Origin of the sequence: Edaphobacter modestus (assembly GCF_004217555.1) — a bacterium.
Lineage (GTDB): Bacteria > Acidobacteriota > Terriglobia > Terriglobales > Acidobacteriaceae > Edaphobacter > Edaphobacter modestus.
Genome location: NZ_SHKW01000001.1, coordinates 4,135,760 through 4,152,901, shown reverse-complemented (window position 1 = coordinate 4,152,901; position 17,142 = coordinate 4,135,760). Strand labels below are relative to the sequence as shown.

The following is a 17,142-nucleotide window of genomic DNA, read 5'->3' as shown; positions in this document are numbered from 1 at the left end:
TTCTTCAAGCAGCACGCTCCTTCGTTTGCCCAATCCACAGCCGCCCGCCGAGCCACGCACAAGGCAGCGCCGTCACCGCCAGCAACACCGAATACCAGTGCGGCCCGATATCCATGTTCCACGTTGAGACTGCGCCCACAACGGACACGACCAGCCCAATCGCTCCTCCCACAAGCGCGTGCTGCATCGGATGGGCGGGCGCGAGCCTCGCAATCAGATAGCAGCCCAGTACGCTGAAGACGAGCCTGTAAGCAGTCGCCAGCGCAAACAGCCCATCGGACATCGCCCTGCCCCACGGCGGATAGACGCCGGCTAAATGCAATATCTCGTCGACGCCAAGGCTGAGCGCGGCCCCGACAACAATACCCACAACCACCGCAAAGATGCTGCGGCCCCAGTGCCGTGACGTTCTTGCTTCGCTCATCTCTTCCTCCTTGCGTCGAATGCAAGGCATGTTCCGGCATATGTCGCAGGCTCAGCCGGAACATGCCCCATCTACGCGAAAGACGTCTCGAGCAATCTCTCCAGACGGTCGTAGCTCGCCGCCACTCCCGAATCCATCGGCGACTGCAACACGCCATCGCGAGCTTCCTTCGAGTCGTACCTAACGGTCGTCTCCACCGTGGTGATGCCATCCTTCTCCACCAGCGTCGTCGTCGTGACCGCGCCTCCGGGATACCAGGACTCGTCGAACTGCTCCGTCGCAACTAACCGCTCATGAGGCACGACTTCGCGATAAACGCCTCCCATCCCCATCTGATTGCCGTTTTCGTGCGTCCATTCGTAACGGTAGGATCCGCCTTTCTTCAGGTCGATCTCGCACACCGTCATGGTCCATCCTGAGGGACCGGCCAGCCACCGCCGCATCAGCTCCGGCTTCGTCCAGGCATCGAACACCATCTTGCGCGGTGCATTGAACTCGCGAGTCATCACGATCTCGCGATCGCCGTTTGCTGCCAATTTCAGTTTTCCTGTCTCCTTCGTCAACATACGTTTCTCCTCGGATTGAAATTTTTCTACTGCCCCTTGTGGGTCCTTCGCTTCTGTACTGTCTTTACACCCCTGCCAAGGCTCTCCGCCGCCTTCATCTCTTCCAGCAGAACATCCAGACGTTCAAAGTTCTGCTCCCAGCACTCCCGGTAACGCTCCAGCCACTCATTCGCTTCGGCCAGCGGCTGGGCCTCCAGCCTGCACGGCCTTCGCTGCGCATCGCGCCCACGCGAGATCAACCCTGCCCGCTCCAGCACCTTCAAGTGCTTGGAGATCGCAGGCTGGCTCATCGCAAATGGTTCCGCCAGCTCCACCACCGTGGCCTCGCCCTGTACTAACCGCAACAAGATCGCTCTCCGCGTCGGATCGGCCAACGCCGCAAACGTCGCATCCAGATGTTCTGTAGCCCCACTCGCGAGATGTATTCCATAACCCATAAGTTTTATAACCTTACGGTTATATATAGACCCCATCAAAGGAAAGTCAAGGCCTTCGCGCAGGATTTTTGCACCGCATCGGTCTTTGAAGCCAAACGGCCAAAACATGTAGGGTGGAGACATGAAGGCGTTGCGCAGACTCTCCATTGCAGTTCCGGCCCTCCTCCTCATCGCAAGCCTGATCGGGGTTTACCTCACACGCAGCTCCATGGCGAACCTTCCCTTCCTTGGCGGAGCCAAGGGCCGCCCTGGCAGCCGCCCCTCCAGCGATCTCGTCGACCAGCGCCCCTGGCAGACCATCGAAGCTCTCGCTCCCCTCGCCGTCTCCGCCGAGGAGAAGCGCCGCGCCCGCGAAGCCCAGCGGATCGCCGACCATGAGGTCGACCAGGCCTTCGCGCAGGCGCTGCGCGAGGCCTCGCTCGCCCCCCCCACTCTCACCGGAGCAGCTCTCGCACTGCAGCAGAGAGTCACCAACCTGCAGGCCGTCGTCAAGGAAGATCAGGCCAAGGTCAACACTCTCACCGCCGCCGCGAAAGATGTCAACGCTCCCGGCACCGACGACCTCGACATCGCCAAGGCGCAGCTTCAGCTCGACGCCGACGAACTCGACGACAGCACCGAAGATCTCGCCCGCGTCAGCGGCGACAAGCGCGGCCAGATCCAGCAGGAGCTCACCGCGCGCGAAGCCGTGATGAAGAAGTTCGACGAACAGAACGACCCCGCAAACGCAGCGCCCTCAGCGGTTCAGTCTGCCAAGCGGTACGGCACGCTGGCCGGACGCATCTCCGCGCTCTTCGACCAGCGCACCCGCATGGACTCCATCGAGCAGGCACAGGCACAGGCCGACGCCGATGCTGCCTCGCTCTCCGCTCAGCACGCCGACCTCGAAAAGCGGCTCAGCTCTGCCGGAACCGCCAACGCGCAGGACACAGAAGCGAAGAGCCGCGTCGTGCGCATGGCACAGATGCACGCCCTCGCGCAGATCCACTCCATCCTCGACGACCGCGTGCAGGCCCAGAAGCAGCTCAGCACCGTCTACGGCCAGTGGTACGAGCAGGTCAAGCGCCAGCGAGGAATCGTCCTCCACCTCATCCTGCAGTCCGTCGCCTTCATCGCGTTTCTTCTCCTCTGTGCGTCACTCATCTCTGCAGCCATCCGAAAACTCCTCGACCGCCTTCCCCTCGATCGTCGCAACCTGATCACGCTGCGCACCATCGCCACGCTCGCCGTGCAGATCATCACCATCCTGTTCGTCCTTCTGGTCATCTTCGGCGCGCCCAGCCAGCTGCCAACGATCCTCGGCATCGCCACCGCCGGCATCACTGTCGTCTTCCAGGGATTCATCCTCGCCTTCTTCGGCTGGTTCATCCTCATGGGCAAGAACGGCATCCGTGTCGGCGACTGGGTCGAGATCAACGGCGTCGGCGGCGAGGTCGTCGAGATCGGCCTCTTCCGCACCGCGCTGCTCGAGACCGGCAACTGGACCGACAAGGGCCATCCTACCGGCCGCCGCGTCAGCTTCATGAACAGCTTCGCCATCAGCGGTCAGTACTTCAACTTCTCCACTCTGGGGCAGTGGCTGTGGGACGAGATTCGCGTCACTCTTCCCTCCACGCCCCACACCTACCAGGTCATCGAAGCAATTCATAAGACCCTGACGCAGGAGACAGCCGGCGACATGAAGCAGGCCGAGAGCGAATGGCAGCGCGCCACGCAACAGCAGGGGCTGAGCCAGTTCCGGGCCCAACCCACGGTCGACCTGCGGCCAGCGGCCTCAGGCGTCGAGGTCGTCGTCCGCTACGTCACCCGCGCCGGCGATCGCTTCGCCACCCGCAACCGTCTCTATCAGACCGTCCTCGACCTCTTGGAGAAGAGCGAAGAAGAAGCGCCCGCACTCAACGAAGGTAAAAAATAAGCCTGGAAAAATCGGGAGGCAACTTGCACCTGCTCGTCATCAACAGCGGATCGTCCTCCATCAAGTTCTCCGTCTTCGCCACCGGCGAACCTTCGCCGCAGTCTCTCTTTGAAGGCGAGGTCTCCGGCATCGGCTCCGGCCACGCCACCTTCGCCTTCAACGACGTAAGCAAAAACAAGCAGAAACCAGCAGGCATCAAAGCCGAAGACCCGGTAAAGGCCATCGGCAAAGTCGTCGAAGCCATCTCGTCACCCAGCGTTCCCGCCATCGATGCCGTAGGCTATCGCGTCGTGCATCCAGGCGCGAAGCTGCACAGCCACGTCCGCATCGACGACCAGGTGCTGCACGACCTTGACGAAGCTGTCCTCTTCGCGCCCCTTCACGATCCATCCGCCATCAGGATCATCCGCCAAACCATGGCGCGCTTTCCGAGCATCCCTCACTTCGCCTGCTTCGACACCATCTTTCACCAGACCATGCCCGAGGTCGCCACCGCCTATCCCATCCCATCCCGATATCGCGAACAGGGTGTCCGCCGCTACGGCGCTCACGGACTCAGCTGCGAATCCATCGTCGAGCAGATGCGGGACGCCGGCGCTGCGATTCCCCCTCGCATGGCCATCGCTCACCTCGGCAGCGGATGCAGCGTCACAGCCCTCATGGACGGTCGCTCCATCGATACCACAATGGGCCTCACTCCCACGGGAGGAGTTGTCATGGGAACACGCCCTGGCGATCTGGACCCTGGCCTCGTCCTCTACCTGCTCCGTCAGCAGACGGGCGATCGCAACCAGTCCTTCGACGCCGTCGAGCAGCTCCTCAATCACGACTCCGGCATTGCCGCGCTCTCCGGGCTTCCCAACGATATGCGCTCCACCCGGAAGGCCGCCGCGGAAGGAAATGTATCAGCGCAACTTGCCATCGCCGTCTTCACGCGCAGTGTTCGCAAGGCCATCGGAAGTTTCAGCTGGCTTATGGGCGGACTGGACGCAATTGTCTTCACCGGCGGCATCGGGGAGCATGACACCCAATCCCGTTCCGAAATCCTCGCCCACCTCCAGCCGCTTGGCATCCACATGGAGGAAAAGTTAAATGTCGCTGAAAAGAACGAGGGAGAAGGTCCCATTCAGCTGATCTCCGCATCTGAATCTAAAACCGAGATTCTCGTCATGCCAGCCAAAGAGGATTGGATGATCGCTATCCATCTCCAGCGTATGCTCGTCAACCATTGAGCATCTGTGTCGCTTCCGCCAGACGGGTTCATCGAAGTTGAGCTAACCGAGTCACCAAGGAGATTTCTATGCCGGTAGCACGCTCTCAAACAGGAAAGAAGCCAAGCACAGGGGCCCTCAGCAACGATGAGCTGCGCAAGATGGATGCCTATTGGCGAGCCTGCAACTATCTCTGCGCCGGCATGCTTTATCTGGTAAACAACCCACTTCTCCGCGAGCCTCTTAAGCCCGAGCACATCAAAAATCGTCTGCTCGGCCACTGGGGTTCCGATCCCGGACAAACCTTCACCTGGGTTCATCTCAATCGTCTCATCAAGAAGTACGACCTCGACCTCATCTATCTCTCCGGTCCCGGCCACGGTGCGCCCGCGGTTCTCTCCAACTGCTATCTCGAAGGCGTCTACTCCGAGGTCTATCCCGACAAGAGCGAAGACGAAGCCGGGATGCAGAAGTTCTTCAAGCAGTTCTCCTTCCCCGGCGGCATCGGCAGCCACTGCACGCCGGAGACTCCAGGCTCCATTCACGAAGGCGGCGAGCTAGGCTACAGCCTCTCTCACGGCTTCGGAGCTGCCTTCGACAATCCCGATCTCATCGTCACCGTCATGGTCGGCGATGGCGAAGCGGAGACTGGCCCTCTCGCCACCAGCTGGCACTCGAACAAGTTTCTCGACCCCGTACGCGACGGAGCCGTTCTTCCCATCCTGCATCTCAACGGCTACAAGATCGCCAACCCCACCATCCTCGCCCGCATCTCCCACGAAGAGCTCGAGGCGCTCTTCGTCGGCTACGGCTGGACCCCCTACTTCGTCGAAGGCGACGATCCCGCAGTCATGCATCAGATCATGGCCGACGTCACCGAGCGCTGCATCATCGAGATCCGCGCCATCCAGTCCAAGGCCCGCAGCAGCAAATCAAAATCGCCCGAGCGGCCACGCTGGCCCATGATCGTTCTGCGAACTCCCAAAGGCTGGACCGGTCCGAAGGAGGTCGACGGCCACAAGGTCGAAGGCTTCTGGCGCGCCCACCAGATTCCCATCCTCGACCCCAAGACCAGCCCTAAGCACCTCAAGCAGCTCGAAGCCTGGATGAAGAGCTACAAGCCCGACGAGCTCTTCGACGAGAGCGGCCGTCTCCTCGAAGAGCTGCGCGAGCTCGCTCCCAAAGGCACGCGGCGTATCAGCGGCAATCCCCACGCAAACGGCGGCCTCCTCCGCAAGCCCCTCGACATGCCGGACTTCCGCAAATATGCCATCGACGTCAAGCAGCCCGGACAGGTCGAGGTCTCCTCCACCTACACGCTTGGCGGCTTCCTTCGCGACATCATGCGTCAGAACATGACCAGCTTCCGTGTCTTCGGTCCCGACGAGACCGCCTCCAACCGTCTTCAGGTCGTCTACGAAGCAAGCCCCAAGACCTGGATGGCGAAGATCCTCCCCGAAGACGCCGACGGAACCGACATCGCGCCCGACGGCCGCGTCATGGAGATGCTCAGCGAGCACACCCTCGAAGGCTGGTTCGAAGGCTACGTCCTCACAGGACGCCACGGCTTCCTCTCCAGCTACGAGGCCTTCGTCCACATCATCGACTCCATGTTCAACCAGCACGCCAAGTGGCTCGAAAAGAGCAAGCTCGAGCTCCGCTGGCGCGCCCCCATCTCCTCCATCAACTTCCTCATCACTTCGCTCGTTTGGCGGCAGGACCACAACGGCTTCACCCACCAGGACCCCGGCTTCATCGACGTCGTCTCCAACAAAAGCCCGCACGTCACCCGCATCTACCTTCCGCCCGACGCCAACTGCCTGCTTAGCGTGGCCGACCACTGCCTGCGCAGCACCAACTATGTCAATGTGATCGTCGCCGACAAGGCTCCGCACCTGCAGTACCTCAGCATGGACGACGCCATCAAGCACTGCACCAAGGGCATCGGCATCTGGGACTTCGCCTCGACCGACGCCGGCTCCGAACCTGACGTCGTGATCGCCAGCGCTGGCGATATTCCCACCGCCGAAGCCCTCGCCGCGACCGCCATCCTGCGCGAGCACTGCACCGACCTTAAGATTCGTTTCATCAACGTCGTCGATCTCTTCCGCCTCATGCCCGCAAGCGAACATCCTCACGGACTCTCCGAGCGCGAGTTCGACTCACTCTTCACTCTCGACAAGCCCGTCATCTTCAACTTCCACGCGTACGCCTCGCTCATCCACAAATTCACCTACAAGCGGAAGAATCACGACAACATCCACGTCCGCGGCTACAAGGAGCAGGGCAACATCAACACCCCGCTCGAGCTCGCGATCCTTAACCAGATCGACCGCTTCGACATTGCCATCGACGTCGTCGACCGCGTCCCCAAACTGCAAGCCTCAGCCGCGCATCTCAAGGAGTGGCTCAAGGACCAGATCATCGAGAGCGTCAACTACGCCCACGAAAACGGAATCGATCGCAAGGAGATCACGGACTGGAAGTGGCCCGTCTAGCTATATAAAATCTCTCAACCTCTGCGGAATCCCATCCATCCGCAGAGGTTTTACTTTGCCCGCATATTTTCGTTCCAACGAAGTTAAGCGACACACTTCCTGGCAGCCCAAACATCTGCTTGAGGGCCAACCATCCGGCCTTAGTCAGACATCGCTTTCTTCAGAGTGGCCACACTACGGGATTTGCCCGCCTCATCTGCAACGGCTGGTGTCGTCTCCTTCAGGTCGATCGTAACCTTGTCGATCTTTCCGGTGAACTTGAACGGCACCTGGTAGGCCTCGGTGACAGGCGTGCCCTCATCCTCTCCCACGTCGGCGCCCTCGTCCGCCGAGAAGACGCAGCATTGGGTTTGATCGATCTTGCCAGTAGCAACGTTCTTGCCGTTGACAAAGATCGTCCCTGTACCGCCCTTCCCGGCGCCGCCACCTTCATAGGCAAACTCGAAGCGGACCGTCGCCTTCCCCGCGGGCAAAGCCTGCTTGGAGGCCATAGTGTACTGCTTCAAGCCCAGCCAGTTATAGGTGTACGTCGGCCTGCCATCCTTCAGGTAAAGGCTCCAGCCACCAAAGCGGCCTGCCTGCGCGAGGATCACACCGTTGGCACCGCCCTTAGGGATCTCCACGTCCGCGGTTATCGTGTGCGACCGGTTCTTCACGTTGATGAAGGCATTCTCCGATATCCCGGTCATCCCCTGATGAACCGTTAGTGAAGTGCGTCCCGCCATCAAATCAGGGCGCCCTACCAAGGCAGCGTTGAGCCGTTCAAGGGTCCGATCATCGAGCGGTAATACAGAGTACTTCACCGCTTCCGACAGGAACAGCGCCTGCATCTCCTTGAGCTTTTCCGGATTCTTCGCCGCCAGGTCATTCGTCAGGCTGAAATCGTTCTGCGCGTCGTACAACTCCCACACGTCATCCTCGAGCTTGCGCCGCGGCGTGAACTCCCAGGCTGCCCGATGGACCGTGCCGGCAAGCCACCCGTTCTGGTAGATCGCCCGGTTGCCGAAGATCTCAAAGTACTGGGTCGTATGCTTACTCGCAGCCTTGGCATCCGCGAAGGTATAGACCATGCTCACGCCTTCGATGGGTGTCTGCACCGTACCGTTTACGCTCTTCGGCTCGGGCAGACCAGCTGCTTCCAGGATGGTTGGCGCAACATCGATGACGTGGTGCCACTGCGATCGTACTTCATTCTTCGCAGTGATCCCCTTTGGCCAGTGGACCACCATGCCATTGCGCGTTCCCCCATAACTTGAAGCAACCTGCTTCGTCCACTCAAAGGGCGTGTCTCCCGCGACCGCCCAGCCTGCGGCGTAGTGCGGATAGGTCGTTGGGCCGCCTAGCTCGTCGTAATGCTTCAGAATCTCCTGAACGGTTTCATGTTGGCCGTTGAAGTAGGTCATCTCGTTGTAGAGGCCCACCATGCCGCCTTCAGCGCTGGCTCCGTTGTCACCGACGATGTAGAAGATCAGCGTGTTGTCGAGTTCGCCTGCATCTTTGATCGCCTGGACCAGACGGCCAGTCTCGGTATCGGCATACTCGCCGAAGCCGGCGAACACTTCCATCTGGCGGGCAAAGAGCTTCTTCTCATCCGCGCTCAGCGTATCCCAATCCTTGATCGCCTCGGGCTTGGGTGCAAGCTTTGTGCCCTCCGGCACAACCCCTAGTTTGATCTGACGGGCCAGTGTCTCTTCTCGCACCTTGTCCCAGCCCTGGTCAAACTTGCCCTTGTACTTCGCGATCCACTCTTTCGGTACGTGGTGCGGCGCATGAGTGGCGCCAGGCGCGAAGTAGATAAAAAACGGTTTGTCCGGGGTCAGCGATTTCTCGTACCCCATCCAGGCGATGGCCTTGTCGGTCATGTCGGTCATGAAGTTGTAATTGGGCTCGTGCGACGGTTCGACCTGCGTCATTCCGTCGTAGATCAGTGGAGCCCACTGGTTGGTCTCGCCGCCCATGAAGCCGTAAAACTTGTCGAAGCCCTGGCGTGTCGGCCAGCGATCAGTCGCTCCGGACGGACTGACCTCCCACGGCGCAGTCTCATGATTTTTGCCGAATTGGGCAGTGCTATACCCGTTCAGCCGCAACATCTCCGCGATGGTCGCCACGCTGTTGGGACGCTGGCCGGTCTGGCCGGGAAAGGACGTCGCCGTCTCCGCGATCGAACCAAAGTTGTTCATATGGTGATTGCGGCCCGACAACAGCGCCGACCGGCTCGGCGAGCAGAGTGCCGTGGTGTGAAACTCGTTATAGCGGAGGCCGTTGTTTGCGAGACCCTCCACCGTCGGCATGTGGATGGGACCGCCAAAGGCGCTCGATTGACCAAAGCCCATGTCGTCGATCAACACGATGAGGACATTGGGCGCCTTGTCTGGCGCCTTGACCTCGAACCGGGGCGGAGGTGTGGCATTCCGCGCATCGAAGACGGTGCTGTGCGGGTACTGCGGTTCCGGTATCGGCAACACCGTGCGATCGGTCGGCCCCACCACGCGCGCAGGAGCGCCATCCTGGCCTCCAGCGCTCGAAAGGGTGAGCGATGCGAACATCAACGCCCAAACCAACGAGTTGGCCCGGACTCCGATTCGCCACCAGCAGGTTGGTTTCAGATTCGTTGGTCTTCCGTTGCGACTGGAGCGTATGCCTCTCTCGCCCATCGTGATTCCTCGCTTTCGTTCCTTACACGAACGCTGCTTTCACCGGGCCCAGCCACCGCGCACAGTCTATAAGCACCGTGCCAACCACTGCACTGGTAAAACGCTTAGTGTCCACGGAAACTTTCTGCACTACCGGATTGCGCCCGAGTCAGAGGGTATGCGGAAGTTGGCTCTCAGTTGGTGATATCAGGCAATACACTCATCCAGCTCAGGTCTTCACCTTGGAATAGGGCACCGATTCGATGAGTAATGACAAACGCCCCTTGTGATCGCTCAATAAGAGCGGCCTCATCGCATGAGTGGGCATTCGCGCGAAAGCGCGAACCGCAATTCCTCTCTCCAAACAACCTAAGCCCCGCCGCGCTCCAGCTCTCTCGTCTTCAGCACGATCATGTACTCATAGAACGACTGCAGCGTCGCATAGGCCAACCCTGCCGCGCCGTCGAGAACAGCACCTCGCAGGAACATCATGTACGCCCATTTGATCAGTGGACGCGCCGGCATCCGATAAAACAACGCCTTCTGGTGCAGCCTGCGCGTATGGAAATCCGGATCTCTCAATGCGGTCGTCCACGACGGCTGTTGCAGCCCCTGCTGCCGGTAGATCAGCTCCGCCTCCATCGTCGAATACGTATTATGCTTCGCAACCCAATGCGCAATCCCTTTCGAAAACGGGTAGTGGTCCAGCGGATACCCCAGCTCCGCAACCCGCCCCTCTACCTCGATCACCTCGTTGATCGCCCGCGTATATCGCGACCTCTCCGGCCGCACCAGCCGTGTATAGAACGGAGAGATCTGCGCATGCTTCAGCCATGTCCCGAAGAAGAAATCCCTGCGCCGCAGACGGAACCCCGAGACCTCTTCACCCACGCCCAGAACGACTTCCTGCATCTCCCGCGAGAGCTCCGGCGTCGGCCTCTCGTCCGCGTCCAGCAGAAACAACCACGGATGCTTGAACTTCACCTCGGTCATCGCCGCATTCCGATGGGTTGCGTAGTTGTCGAACACTCTCTGATGCACCTGCGCCCCGGCTGCCCGCGCAATCGCCACCGTCTCATCGGTCGAATACGAATCGAAGACGTGCACATCGTCCGACCACGCCACCGACTCCAGACACTCCGGCAGGTCGCTCTGCTCATTTTTGGTAAGGATGAGGACTGAGATCATCCCCTTCATTAGACCATCCTCTTTCGCAGCAACCTATCCCCGATGGCTAACCCAAAAGTCCCAATTTCCCCACATACAAAATCCCCTGTCTCCATCTACACTCATCGCATGTGCGGAATCGTTGGTTACATCGGTCCAAAACCCGTCGTGCCTGTCATCCTCGAAGGCCTGCGCCGTCTCGAGTACCGCGGCTATGACTCCGCCGGCATCGCCGTCGCCGGTGGCCCCAGCCTCAACGGCAACGGCGTACTCGAGCTCCGCCGTGCCCCCGGCAAGCTCCGCAACCTCGAGACCGTCATCGCCGACAACCCCCTTCACGGAACCTTCGGCATCGGCCACACCCGGTGGGCCACCCACGGCCGCCCCACCGAAGAGAACGCCCACCCCCACCGCGACTGCACCGGCTCCCTCGTCGTCGTCCACAACGGCATCGTCGAAAACTACCTCGCCCTCAAAAAAGAGCTCACCGCCAAGGGCCACACCTTCGTCACCGAGACCGACACCGAGATCATCGCCCACCTCATCGAGCAGGAGCTCAAAGAGCTTGAAGAGCTGACCCAGGACACCCACGCCGAAGGCCCATCACCCGTGCGGCCAGCACTCGAAGAAGCCGTCCGCGAGGCCGTCAAACGCCTCACCGGAGCCTTCGCCATCGGCGTCCTCTCCGCCAACGACCCCGACAAGCTCGTCGCCGCCCGCATGGGTCCTCCCGCCGTCATCGGCATCGGAGAAGGCGAGTTCTTCCTCGCCTCCGACGTCCCCGGAATCCTCCACCACACCCGCAACATCCACTTCCTCGCCGACGGCGAGATCGCCGTCCTCACCCGCGAAGGCGTCACCCTCTCCGACTTCAACGGCAACCCCCTCCCCCTCAAAGTCCAGCGCATCACCTGGGACCCCATCCAGGCCGAAAAAGCCGGCTACAAGCACTTCATGCTCAAGGAGATCAACGAGCAGTCCCGCGCCGTCCGCGACACCACCCTCGGCCGCGTCTCCTTCGACACCGGCCAGGTCTTCCTCGACAACCTCGACCTCACCCCCGACGACATCCGCCAGGCCTCCCAGATCACCATCGCCGCCTGCGGCACCTCCTGGCACGCCGGCCTCGCCGGTAAGTTCATGATCGAGCGCCTCGCCCGCCTCCCCGTCGACGTCGACTACGCCTCCGAGTACCGTTACCGCGACCCCATCGCCGACCCCCACGCCATCGGCCTCCTCATCACCCAGTCCGGCGAGACCGCCGACACCATCGCCGCCCAGACCGAGCTCATCGCCAAAGGCTCCAAGACCCTCGCCATCTGCAACGTCGTCGGCGCCGCCATCACCCGCCGGGCCTCCGGAACCATCACCACCAACGCCGGCCCCGAGATCGGCGTCGCCTCCACCAAGGCCTTCACCTCCCAGCTCACCGCCCTCTTCCTCCTCGCGCTCCACCTCGCGCAGGTCCGCGGAACCATCACCCCCGAGCAGTCCCTCCACCTCGCCACCGAGCTCTCCAGGCTCCCCGGCAAGCTCGAGTCCATGCTCTCCCTCAAATCCTCCACCATCACCGGAATGTCCGAGGGCGTCGCCGGGCCTTCCCCGCTCCCCCCTCCCGACAACACCCTCCCGCCACTCTTCGTCGAGCGCCGCAAGCGCCCCCGCATCTCCCTCGACGAGCACTGCCAGCACCTCGCCAAACTCTTCCACAACGCCAACGACTTCCTCTTCCTTGGCCGAGGCATCCACTACCCCATCGCCCTCGAAGGCGCCCTCAAGCTTAAGGAGATCTCCTACATCCACGCCGAAGGCTACCCTGCCGGCGAGATGAAGCACGGCCCCAACGCCCTCATCGACGAGTCGCTGCCTGTAGTCTGCATCGCCACCAAGGACCCCAACGACCCCGCCAGCGTCCTCAAGTACGAAAAGACCCTATCTAATATTCAAGAGGTCACCGCCCGCAGCGGCCGAGTCATCGCCATCGCCATCCAGGGCGATCATGAGATCCAGAACCTGGTCGAACACACCATCTACATCCCCCAGGCCCCCGAACTACTCCTACCCATCCTGGAAGTAGTCCCGCTACAACTCCTCGCCTACCACATAGCCGTAAGAAGAGGCTGCGACGTAGACCAACCGAGGAATTTAGCGAAGAGCGTGACGGTCGAATAGCAGTTGCATACAACTAGATCTCTATGGCAAAACTTTTCTGCTTGAGGTCAGAAAGCGAATCGTTGAGGACGGAACACAGCTCTCCGAGATTGCAGACCCTCGGAACCGAACCAGTTTTTAGATAAAGGGGATCATCTTCGCTCCAGAAGAATTCGCTGAAAGCGCTGCATACTACAGGAATGATATAGCGCACATCAGAAGGAATTTTAAAGTTCGATCCTTCTTTCGCATTTGCGATTTTGCGCGCTCGCGAATCTGATTTGGCCAGCCAATCGATCATTAGCTGCCAGCGATTCCAAACAGCTTTCGGGGACCCCTTTAGATAATCCCTCGTGATCGAGTAAGCTTTGCACTCTATTAAAAATAGGGCGTTATCTACCTGCGCATAGATATCTACTTCTGCAAAAGGATTATTCTCCCCCTTGATTTTTAGTTTAAGCCCCGGTTTGATCGGAAATGAAATACCTTTTACCTCCTGGGCTATGCACTGAGCTACATATTTTTCAAACTGGACGCCCTTAATATTCTTCATATCATCGTCTAGTTCGATATCAACTAAGGCTTCGATAAAACTCAAGTGGGCAATGCTAAGATCCAGCGAGCATATTCGTCCTTTCGTAAATGAACAAAAATTCCGACGGAGGAAGACATCGTACTCTCGCGGATTCCCTTCTAAGAGCTTCAGGTACTTATCCACAACTTGCTCACAGCCGTCAGAAGAAATGCCGTGAGTGGCAGCAACTTCCGTGTAGCAACGGTTTAGATGGCGCTTAATTGTGCTTTCTTCTGCAAATCTTACCCCCCGGCAAACCAATGTGTATTCTGCATGCGGAGACCACTGATCCAAAATGTATTTCTTTTGTGCGAGAAGACAGACTCGGAGCTCAGCGAAGGTAATGCCTGCAATCTCAATGAATCGCTTCTCAAAAGGGGTCAGCAAGTCAAGCCCCTTCAAGAAAATCTCCACTAGTCGGAAGCTCGGCGCGTCTACTCTGCCCATGTTGAGGATGTTGTGAGGTGTTTCCCCATTGGTTGGCATCGACCCTATTGTTACCAAAGGATCGTCCTTGATGCTCATGGGGAATGCTAGATAGCTATAGCCAAAACCTCCCAGTCCTCCCATTGAGGTATAGGCAAGGTGGCTTCCTTGTCTTCTGCGGTCGTAGAGTTTAACCAGCCGCTCCATGTCCGGATCAAGCAACGCTGTAAAGCCTATTTTGCTTCCTGCCGTGACGACACCGCCTTTTGCAACTCTTCTATATTCATTTGGCAAAAAGGTCAGTTCCCAAAAGAAGGGCACTAAGGAACCGAAGATTTCGACTATGTCTCGATCGCTGACCTCAAAATCAAAACTGCCATCCGTTTGGGTTGAGAAAACCTCAAGCGTGGTGCTCCCGTACTTATGGAATAAAGAGGTCTTTGTAAGGTTCGTGAGATTCGACATTGCGTAGTGTCGGGTAGCGTCCGCTGGATGAAGTATGCCAGGGGGAAACCGACGGTCGAGGCACATCCAAAATATGGGAGAGTGGCGAGATAGGGAGTCTCGAATCTGTAGCTCTAGCCATTGAGCGTATTTCTCAATAGAAGCGCACCTTTCATCCACTGATCGATCGGGTTCGATATCAATATATTTTTTTGTAGATTCAGATATCTTTTCGTTGGATTCATTTTGAGCTTGAACAATTTCGTTTTGAAGCCGTTTTATCTTCGACAGAAGATTCGCTGTAAATAGATCCAAAATTGTATGCGCGCCTCGACAACAGAGTTTGTATTTCTTTCCGCTGTCACAGGTGCATATTTCATTGCGGCCAATCTTTCGCATTAAACAGCAGGATATCTGAGACATTGGGCGGGTGGCCCACATCTGAACTCGGATACCTCATGTTCGGACCGCAAGACGGGTGGCCTACACATCAAATCCAACCCATAACGGGTGCCCCATTCATGCGGCATCATCGCATGAGTGGGCATTCGAGCGAAGCTCGAACCGCCTTCCGCAACCCACCAGTTTAAAATCCCACCATGCCCCACGGCCCCGAACGCCGCCAACAAACCGGCCAACTCCACTTCATCACCTTCAGCTGCTACCGCCGTCTTCCCTTCCTCCAAAACCCCGACTCCAAAAACACCCTCGTACAAGTCATCGAGAAGACCCGCCGCTCCCACTCCCTCACCATCTACGCGGGGTTTTCGAGAAGGAACCGGGTTTCGACATCCCGCTTATATTTAAGCTGTTAGTTGTCCGCTACTCAAGGCAACAAACTTCAAAGGATTGTAGTTCCCATGTCAGAGTCCAAAGGATCTTGGCGGCAGATCATCATCTTTTTGCTGCTCCTCACCGCGCTCAGTGCGATCTTCAACTTTCTCATTCTCAGTTCTCATAAACTCCGAGGGGCCGAAGGCCTCTATGTCATGGGCATCACGTGGTGTTCAGGCTTGGCGGCAATGGCGACGCTTAAGCTCAGCGGGCGCAAGCTATGCGAATTGGGCTGGAGATGGCCACAATCAAAATATGCCTTCATGAGCTGGAGCATCCCGTTGATCTACGTGACCATCGCTTACGCCATCATCTGGTCCAGCGGTATGGGCGGATTTCCCAACCTCGACTTCATGCAACAGCTTGTTGCAACCATGGGCCTCCATGCCTCTCCCCTGATCTCTACAGTCATTTACGTTCTGCTCACCGGTAGTCTGGGCATCATTGGAATCATGTCACGTGCTTTGGGTGAGGAGATCGGCTGGCGTGGCTTCCTGCTTCCAGAGCTCTACAAGAAGATAGGTTTCACCGGTGCAGCGCTGTTCAGCGGCGTGGTATGGACCTTGATTCATTACCCCGTTCTCATCTGGGCCGACTATAACTCCGGAACGCCAACCTGGTATGCTCTGATCTGTTTTTCGGTAATGGTCATGTCGCTCTCCTTCATCTTTGCCTGGATGCGGCTCAAGTCCGGCAGCCTTTGGACGGGCGCAATCTTGCATGCGAGCCACAACCTCTATATCCAGAGGATCTTCACTCCGCTAACCCGCGATACCGGAAAAACCCCTTGGTTCATCGATGAGTTCGGCCTCGTACTGCCGCTCGTAGTAACCGTCTTCGCCATCTATTTCTGGCGGAGACGCCACGAGTTGGAAACCACGACAGCCGCATGACGAGTGGCCCCCATCTGACGCCCTCAATCGCCAATCGAACGAATCACTCTCGCCGGATTTCCTCCGACAAGGGTATTTGGGGGAACGTCCTTGGTGACGACCGAACCCGCCGCGACGACCGAGTTCTCACCTACGGTTACGCCACCGATGATGGTCGCACCCGCTGCGATCCATACGCCTCTCTCAATCACGATGGGCCTTCCGATTGTGGCGGCGCGTCGCTCTGAAGGTTCAAGGGGATGGCCCGCCGTGATGAGGCTCACGTTCGGCCCGATCATCACATCGTCCCCGATGTCGAGGCCGCCAAGGTCATAGAAAGTGCAGTTCTGATTGACGAAGACATTGCGCCCGACGCGGATCTCGTCTCCACCGGCAGTAAAAAAGGGAGGGATCAGTAAAAAGCTCTCGTCTACCTTTTTACCGATAAGTTCGCTGAACAGTGCCCGAACTTCGTCCGCATCGTTGAATGTCAAACGGTTAAGTGTGGCGGTGATCGCCATCGCTCGTTTGACGTTTGCCACCATGGCCGCTGATTCCGGCGTCCTGCTGTAAATGATCTTGGTGCGATCATCATTCGGCATTCGTTATCTTCCTCGGGCTACAGTTTAAAGTGCGTTTCGGCGCACGAGGGCGGCACCGAGATTCGGGGGGCACCCCACAAAAATCCTGTCAAGTCCAAAAACAACGCATCTCCATGATTCCAAAACAGATCCAGGTTGCCGATCAGTTACCTTCCATCAGCTACACTTGAAATAGCTCGGGAATCAACGCCACTCCCGCTGAAATCCTGAGAACAACCCCTTTGTTTTCAATATTTTTGGCATTAAACTATTTATCTTCAATACTTTAGCCTGTTGAAAACATAGAAGTTGCACATAATAGGGAGCTTGCAGGAACACGCACCCGGGGGTAGGCCATCACCCTTCACGAGAGTGGAAACCTGGCTACAAGCCGACGTTCCGTTACTGA

At 58.5% G+C, this 17,142-nt stretch carries 12 protein-coding genes; 5 read left to right on the top strand and 7 right to left on the bottom strand.

Annotated elements, in window-relative coordinates; all coding sequences use genetic code 11:
* Positions 1-4 precede the first annotated feature (4 nt).
* From BDD14_RS17655 to BDD14_RS17645, 3 genes are all read right to left on the bottom strand, one after another.
* Entirely contained in the window at positions 5-424 is a 420-nt protein-coding gene (locus BDD14_RS17655; protein ID WP_130419950.1) for a hypothetical protein, read from the bottom strand.
* A gap of 71 nt (positions 425-495) precedes the next feature.
* Positions 496-990, bottom strand: a complete 495-nt coding sequence (locus BDD14_RS17650; RefSeq protein WP_130419949.1) for an SRPBCC family protein — start codon at positions 988-990, stop codon at positions 496-498.
* A gap of 26 nt (positions 991-1,016) precedes the next feature.
* Positions 1,017-1,574: an ArsR/SmtB family transcription factor gene (locus BDD14_RS17645; RefSeq protein WP_242618032.1), complete on the bottom strand. Its 558-nt coding sequence runs from the start codon at positions 1,572-1,574 to the stop codon at positions 1,017-1,019.
* Between BDD14_RS17645 and BDD14_RS17640 the strand changes: the two genes are divergently transcribed.
* From BDD14_RS17640 to BDD14_RS17630, 3 genes are all read left to right on the top strand, one after another.
* Positions 1,549-3,342 carry a mechanosensitive ion channel family protein gene (locus tag BDD14_RS17640; RefSeq protein ID WP_130419947.1) on the top strand — a complete coding sequence of 598 codons (1,794 nt, stop codon included), beginning with the start codon at positions 1,549-1,551 and terminating at the stop codon, positions 3,340-3,342. The two genes, BDD14_RS17645 and BDD14_RS17640, sit on opposite strands and share 26 nt — an antisense overlap.
* 23 nt (positions 3,343-3,365) lie before the next feature.
* Entirely contained in the window at positions 3,366-4,574 is a 1,209-nt protein-coding gene (locus tag BDD14_RS17635; protein WP_130419946.1) for an acetate/propionate family kinase, read from the top strand.
* A 68-nt stretch (positions 4,575-4,642) separates the two neighbouring features.
* A complete protein-coding gene (locus BDD14_RS17630; RefSeq protein ID WP_130419945.1) occupies positions 4,643-7,051 on the top strand; it encodes a phosphoketolase family protein in 2,409 nt (802 codons plus the stop codon).
* A 140-nt stretch (positions 7,052-7,191) separates the two neighbouring features.
* On the opposite strand, the gene BDD14_RS17625 is transcribed toward BDD14_RS17630, so the two are convergent.
* A complete protein-coding gene (locus BDD14_RS17625; RefSeq protein ID WP_207231763.1) occupies positions 7,192-9,705 on the bottom strand; it encodes an arylsulfatase in 2,514 nt (837 codons plus the stop codon).
* A 348-nt stretch (positions 9,706-10,053) separates the two neighbouring features.
* Positions 10,054-10,881, bottom strand: coding sequence for a glycosyltransferase family 2 protein (locus BDD14_RS17620; protein WP_242618031.1), 828 nt, complete (start codon positions 10,879-10,881; stop codon positions 10,054-10,056).
* 99 nt (positions 10,882-10,980) lie between these two features.
* Between BDD14_RS17620 and glmS the strand changes: the two genes are divergently transcribed.
* Entirely contained in the window at positions 10,981-13,023 is a 2,043-nt protein-coding gene (gene glmS, locus BDD14_RS17615) for a glutamine--fructose-6-phosphate transaminase (isomerizing) (RefSeq protein ID WP_242618257.1), read from the top strand.
* Positions 13,024-13,036: 13 nt separating this feature from the next.
* Here the strand turns inward: glmS and BDD14_RS17605 are convergent, their stop codons facing one another.
* On the bottom strand, positions 13,037-14,845 hold the full coding sequence (locus BDD14_RS17605) for a YecA family protein (RefSeq protein WP_165420124.1): 1,809 nt from the start codon (positions 14,843-14,845) through the stop codon (positions 13,037-13,039).
* Positions 14,846-15,306: 461 nt separating this feature from the next.
* Between BDD14_RS17605 and BDD14_RS17600 the strand changes: the two genes are divergently transcribed.
* Positions 15,307-16,173, top strand: a complete 867-nt coding sequence (locus BDD14_RS17600; RefSeq protein ID WP_130419943.1) for a CPBP family intramembrane glutamic endopeptidase — start codon at positions 15,307-15,309, stop codon at positions 16,171-16,173.
* A gap of 23 nt (positions 16,174-16,196) precedes the next feature.
* On the opposite strand, the gene BDD14_RS17595 is transcribed toward BDD14_RS17600, so the two are convergent.
* A complete protein-coding gene (locus tag BDD14_RS17595) occupies positions 16,197-16,754 on the bottom strand; it encodes a sugar O-acetyltransferase (RefSeq protein WP_130419942.1) in 558 nt (185 codons plus the stop codon).
* Between the last annotated feature and the right edge of the window lie 388 nt (positions 16,755-17,142).

Excerpts from the sequence above, each read along its gene's own strand:
- BDD14_RS17655 (WP_130419950.1), bottom strand. The coding sequence starts at position 424 with ATGAGCGAAGCAAGAACGTCACGGCACTGGGGCCGCAGCATCTTTGCG.
- BDD14_RS17650 (WP_130419949.1), bottom strand. The coding sequence starts at position 990 with ATGTTGACGAAGGAGACAGGAAAACTGAAATTGGCAGCAAACGGCGAT.
- BDD14_RS17640 (WP_130419947.1), top strand. The coding sequence starts at position 1,549 with ATGAAGGCGTTGCGCAGACTCTCCATTGCAGTTCCGGCCCTCCTCCTC.
- BDD14_RS17645 (WP_242618032.1), bottom strand. The coding sequence starts at position 1,574 with ATGGAGAGTCTGCGCAACGCCTTCATGTCTCCACCCTACATGTTTTGG.
- BDD14_RS17630 (WP_130419945.1), top strand. The coding sequence starts at position 4,643 with ATGCCGGTAGCACGCTCTCAAACAGGAAAGAAGCCAAGCACAGGGGCC.
- BDD14_RS17625 (WP_207231763.1), bottom strand. The coding sequence starts at position 9,705 with ATGGGCGAGAGAGGCATACGCTCCAGTCGCAACGGAAGACCAACGAAT.
- BDD14_RS17620 (WP_242618031.1), bottom strand. The coding sequence starts at position 10,881 with ATGAAGGGGATGATCTCAGTCCTCATCCTTACCAAAAATGAGCAGAGC.
- glmS (WP_242618257.1), top strand. The coding sequence starts at position 10,981 with ATGTGCGGAATCGTTGGTTACATCGGTCCAAAACCCGTCGTGCCTGTC.
- BDD14_RS17605 (WP_165420124.1), bottom strand. The coding sequence starts at position 14,845 with ATGCGAAAGATTGGCCGCAATGAAATATGCACCTGTGACAGCGGAAAG.
- BDD14_RS17600 (WP_130419943.1), top strand. The coding sequence starts at position 15,307 with ATGTCAGAGTCCAAAGGATCTTGGCGGCAGATCATCATCTTTTTGCTG.
- BDD14_RS17595 (WP_130419942.1), bottom strand. The coding sequence starts at position 16,754 with ATGCCGAATGATGATCGCACCAAGATCATTTACAGCAGGACGCCGGAA.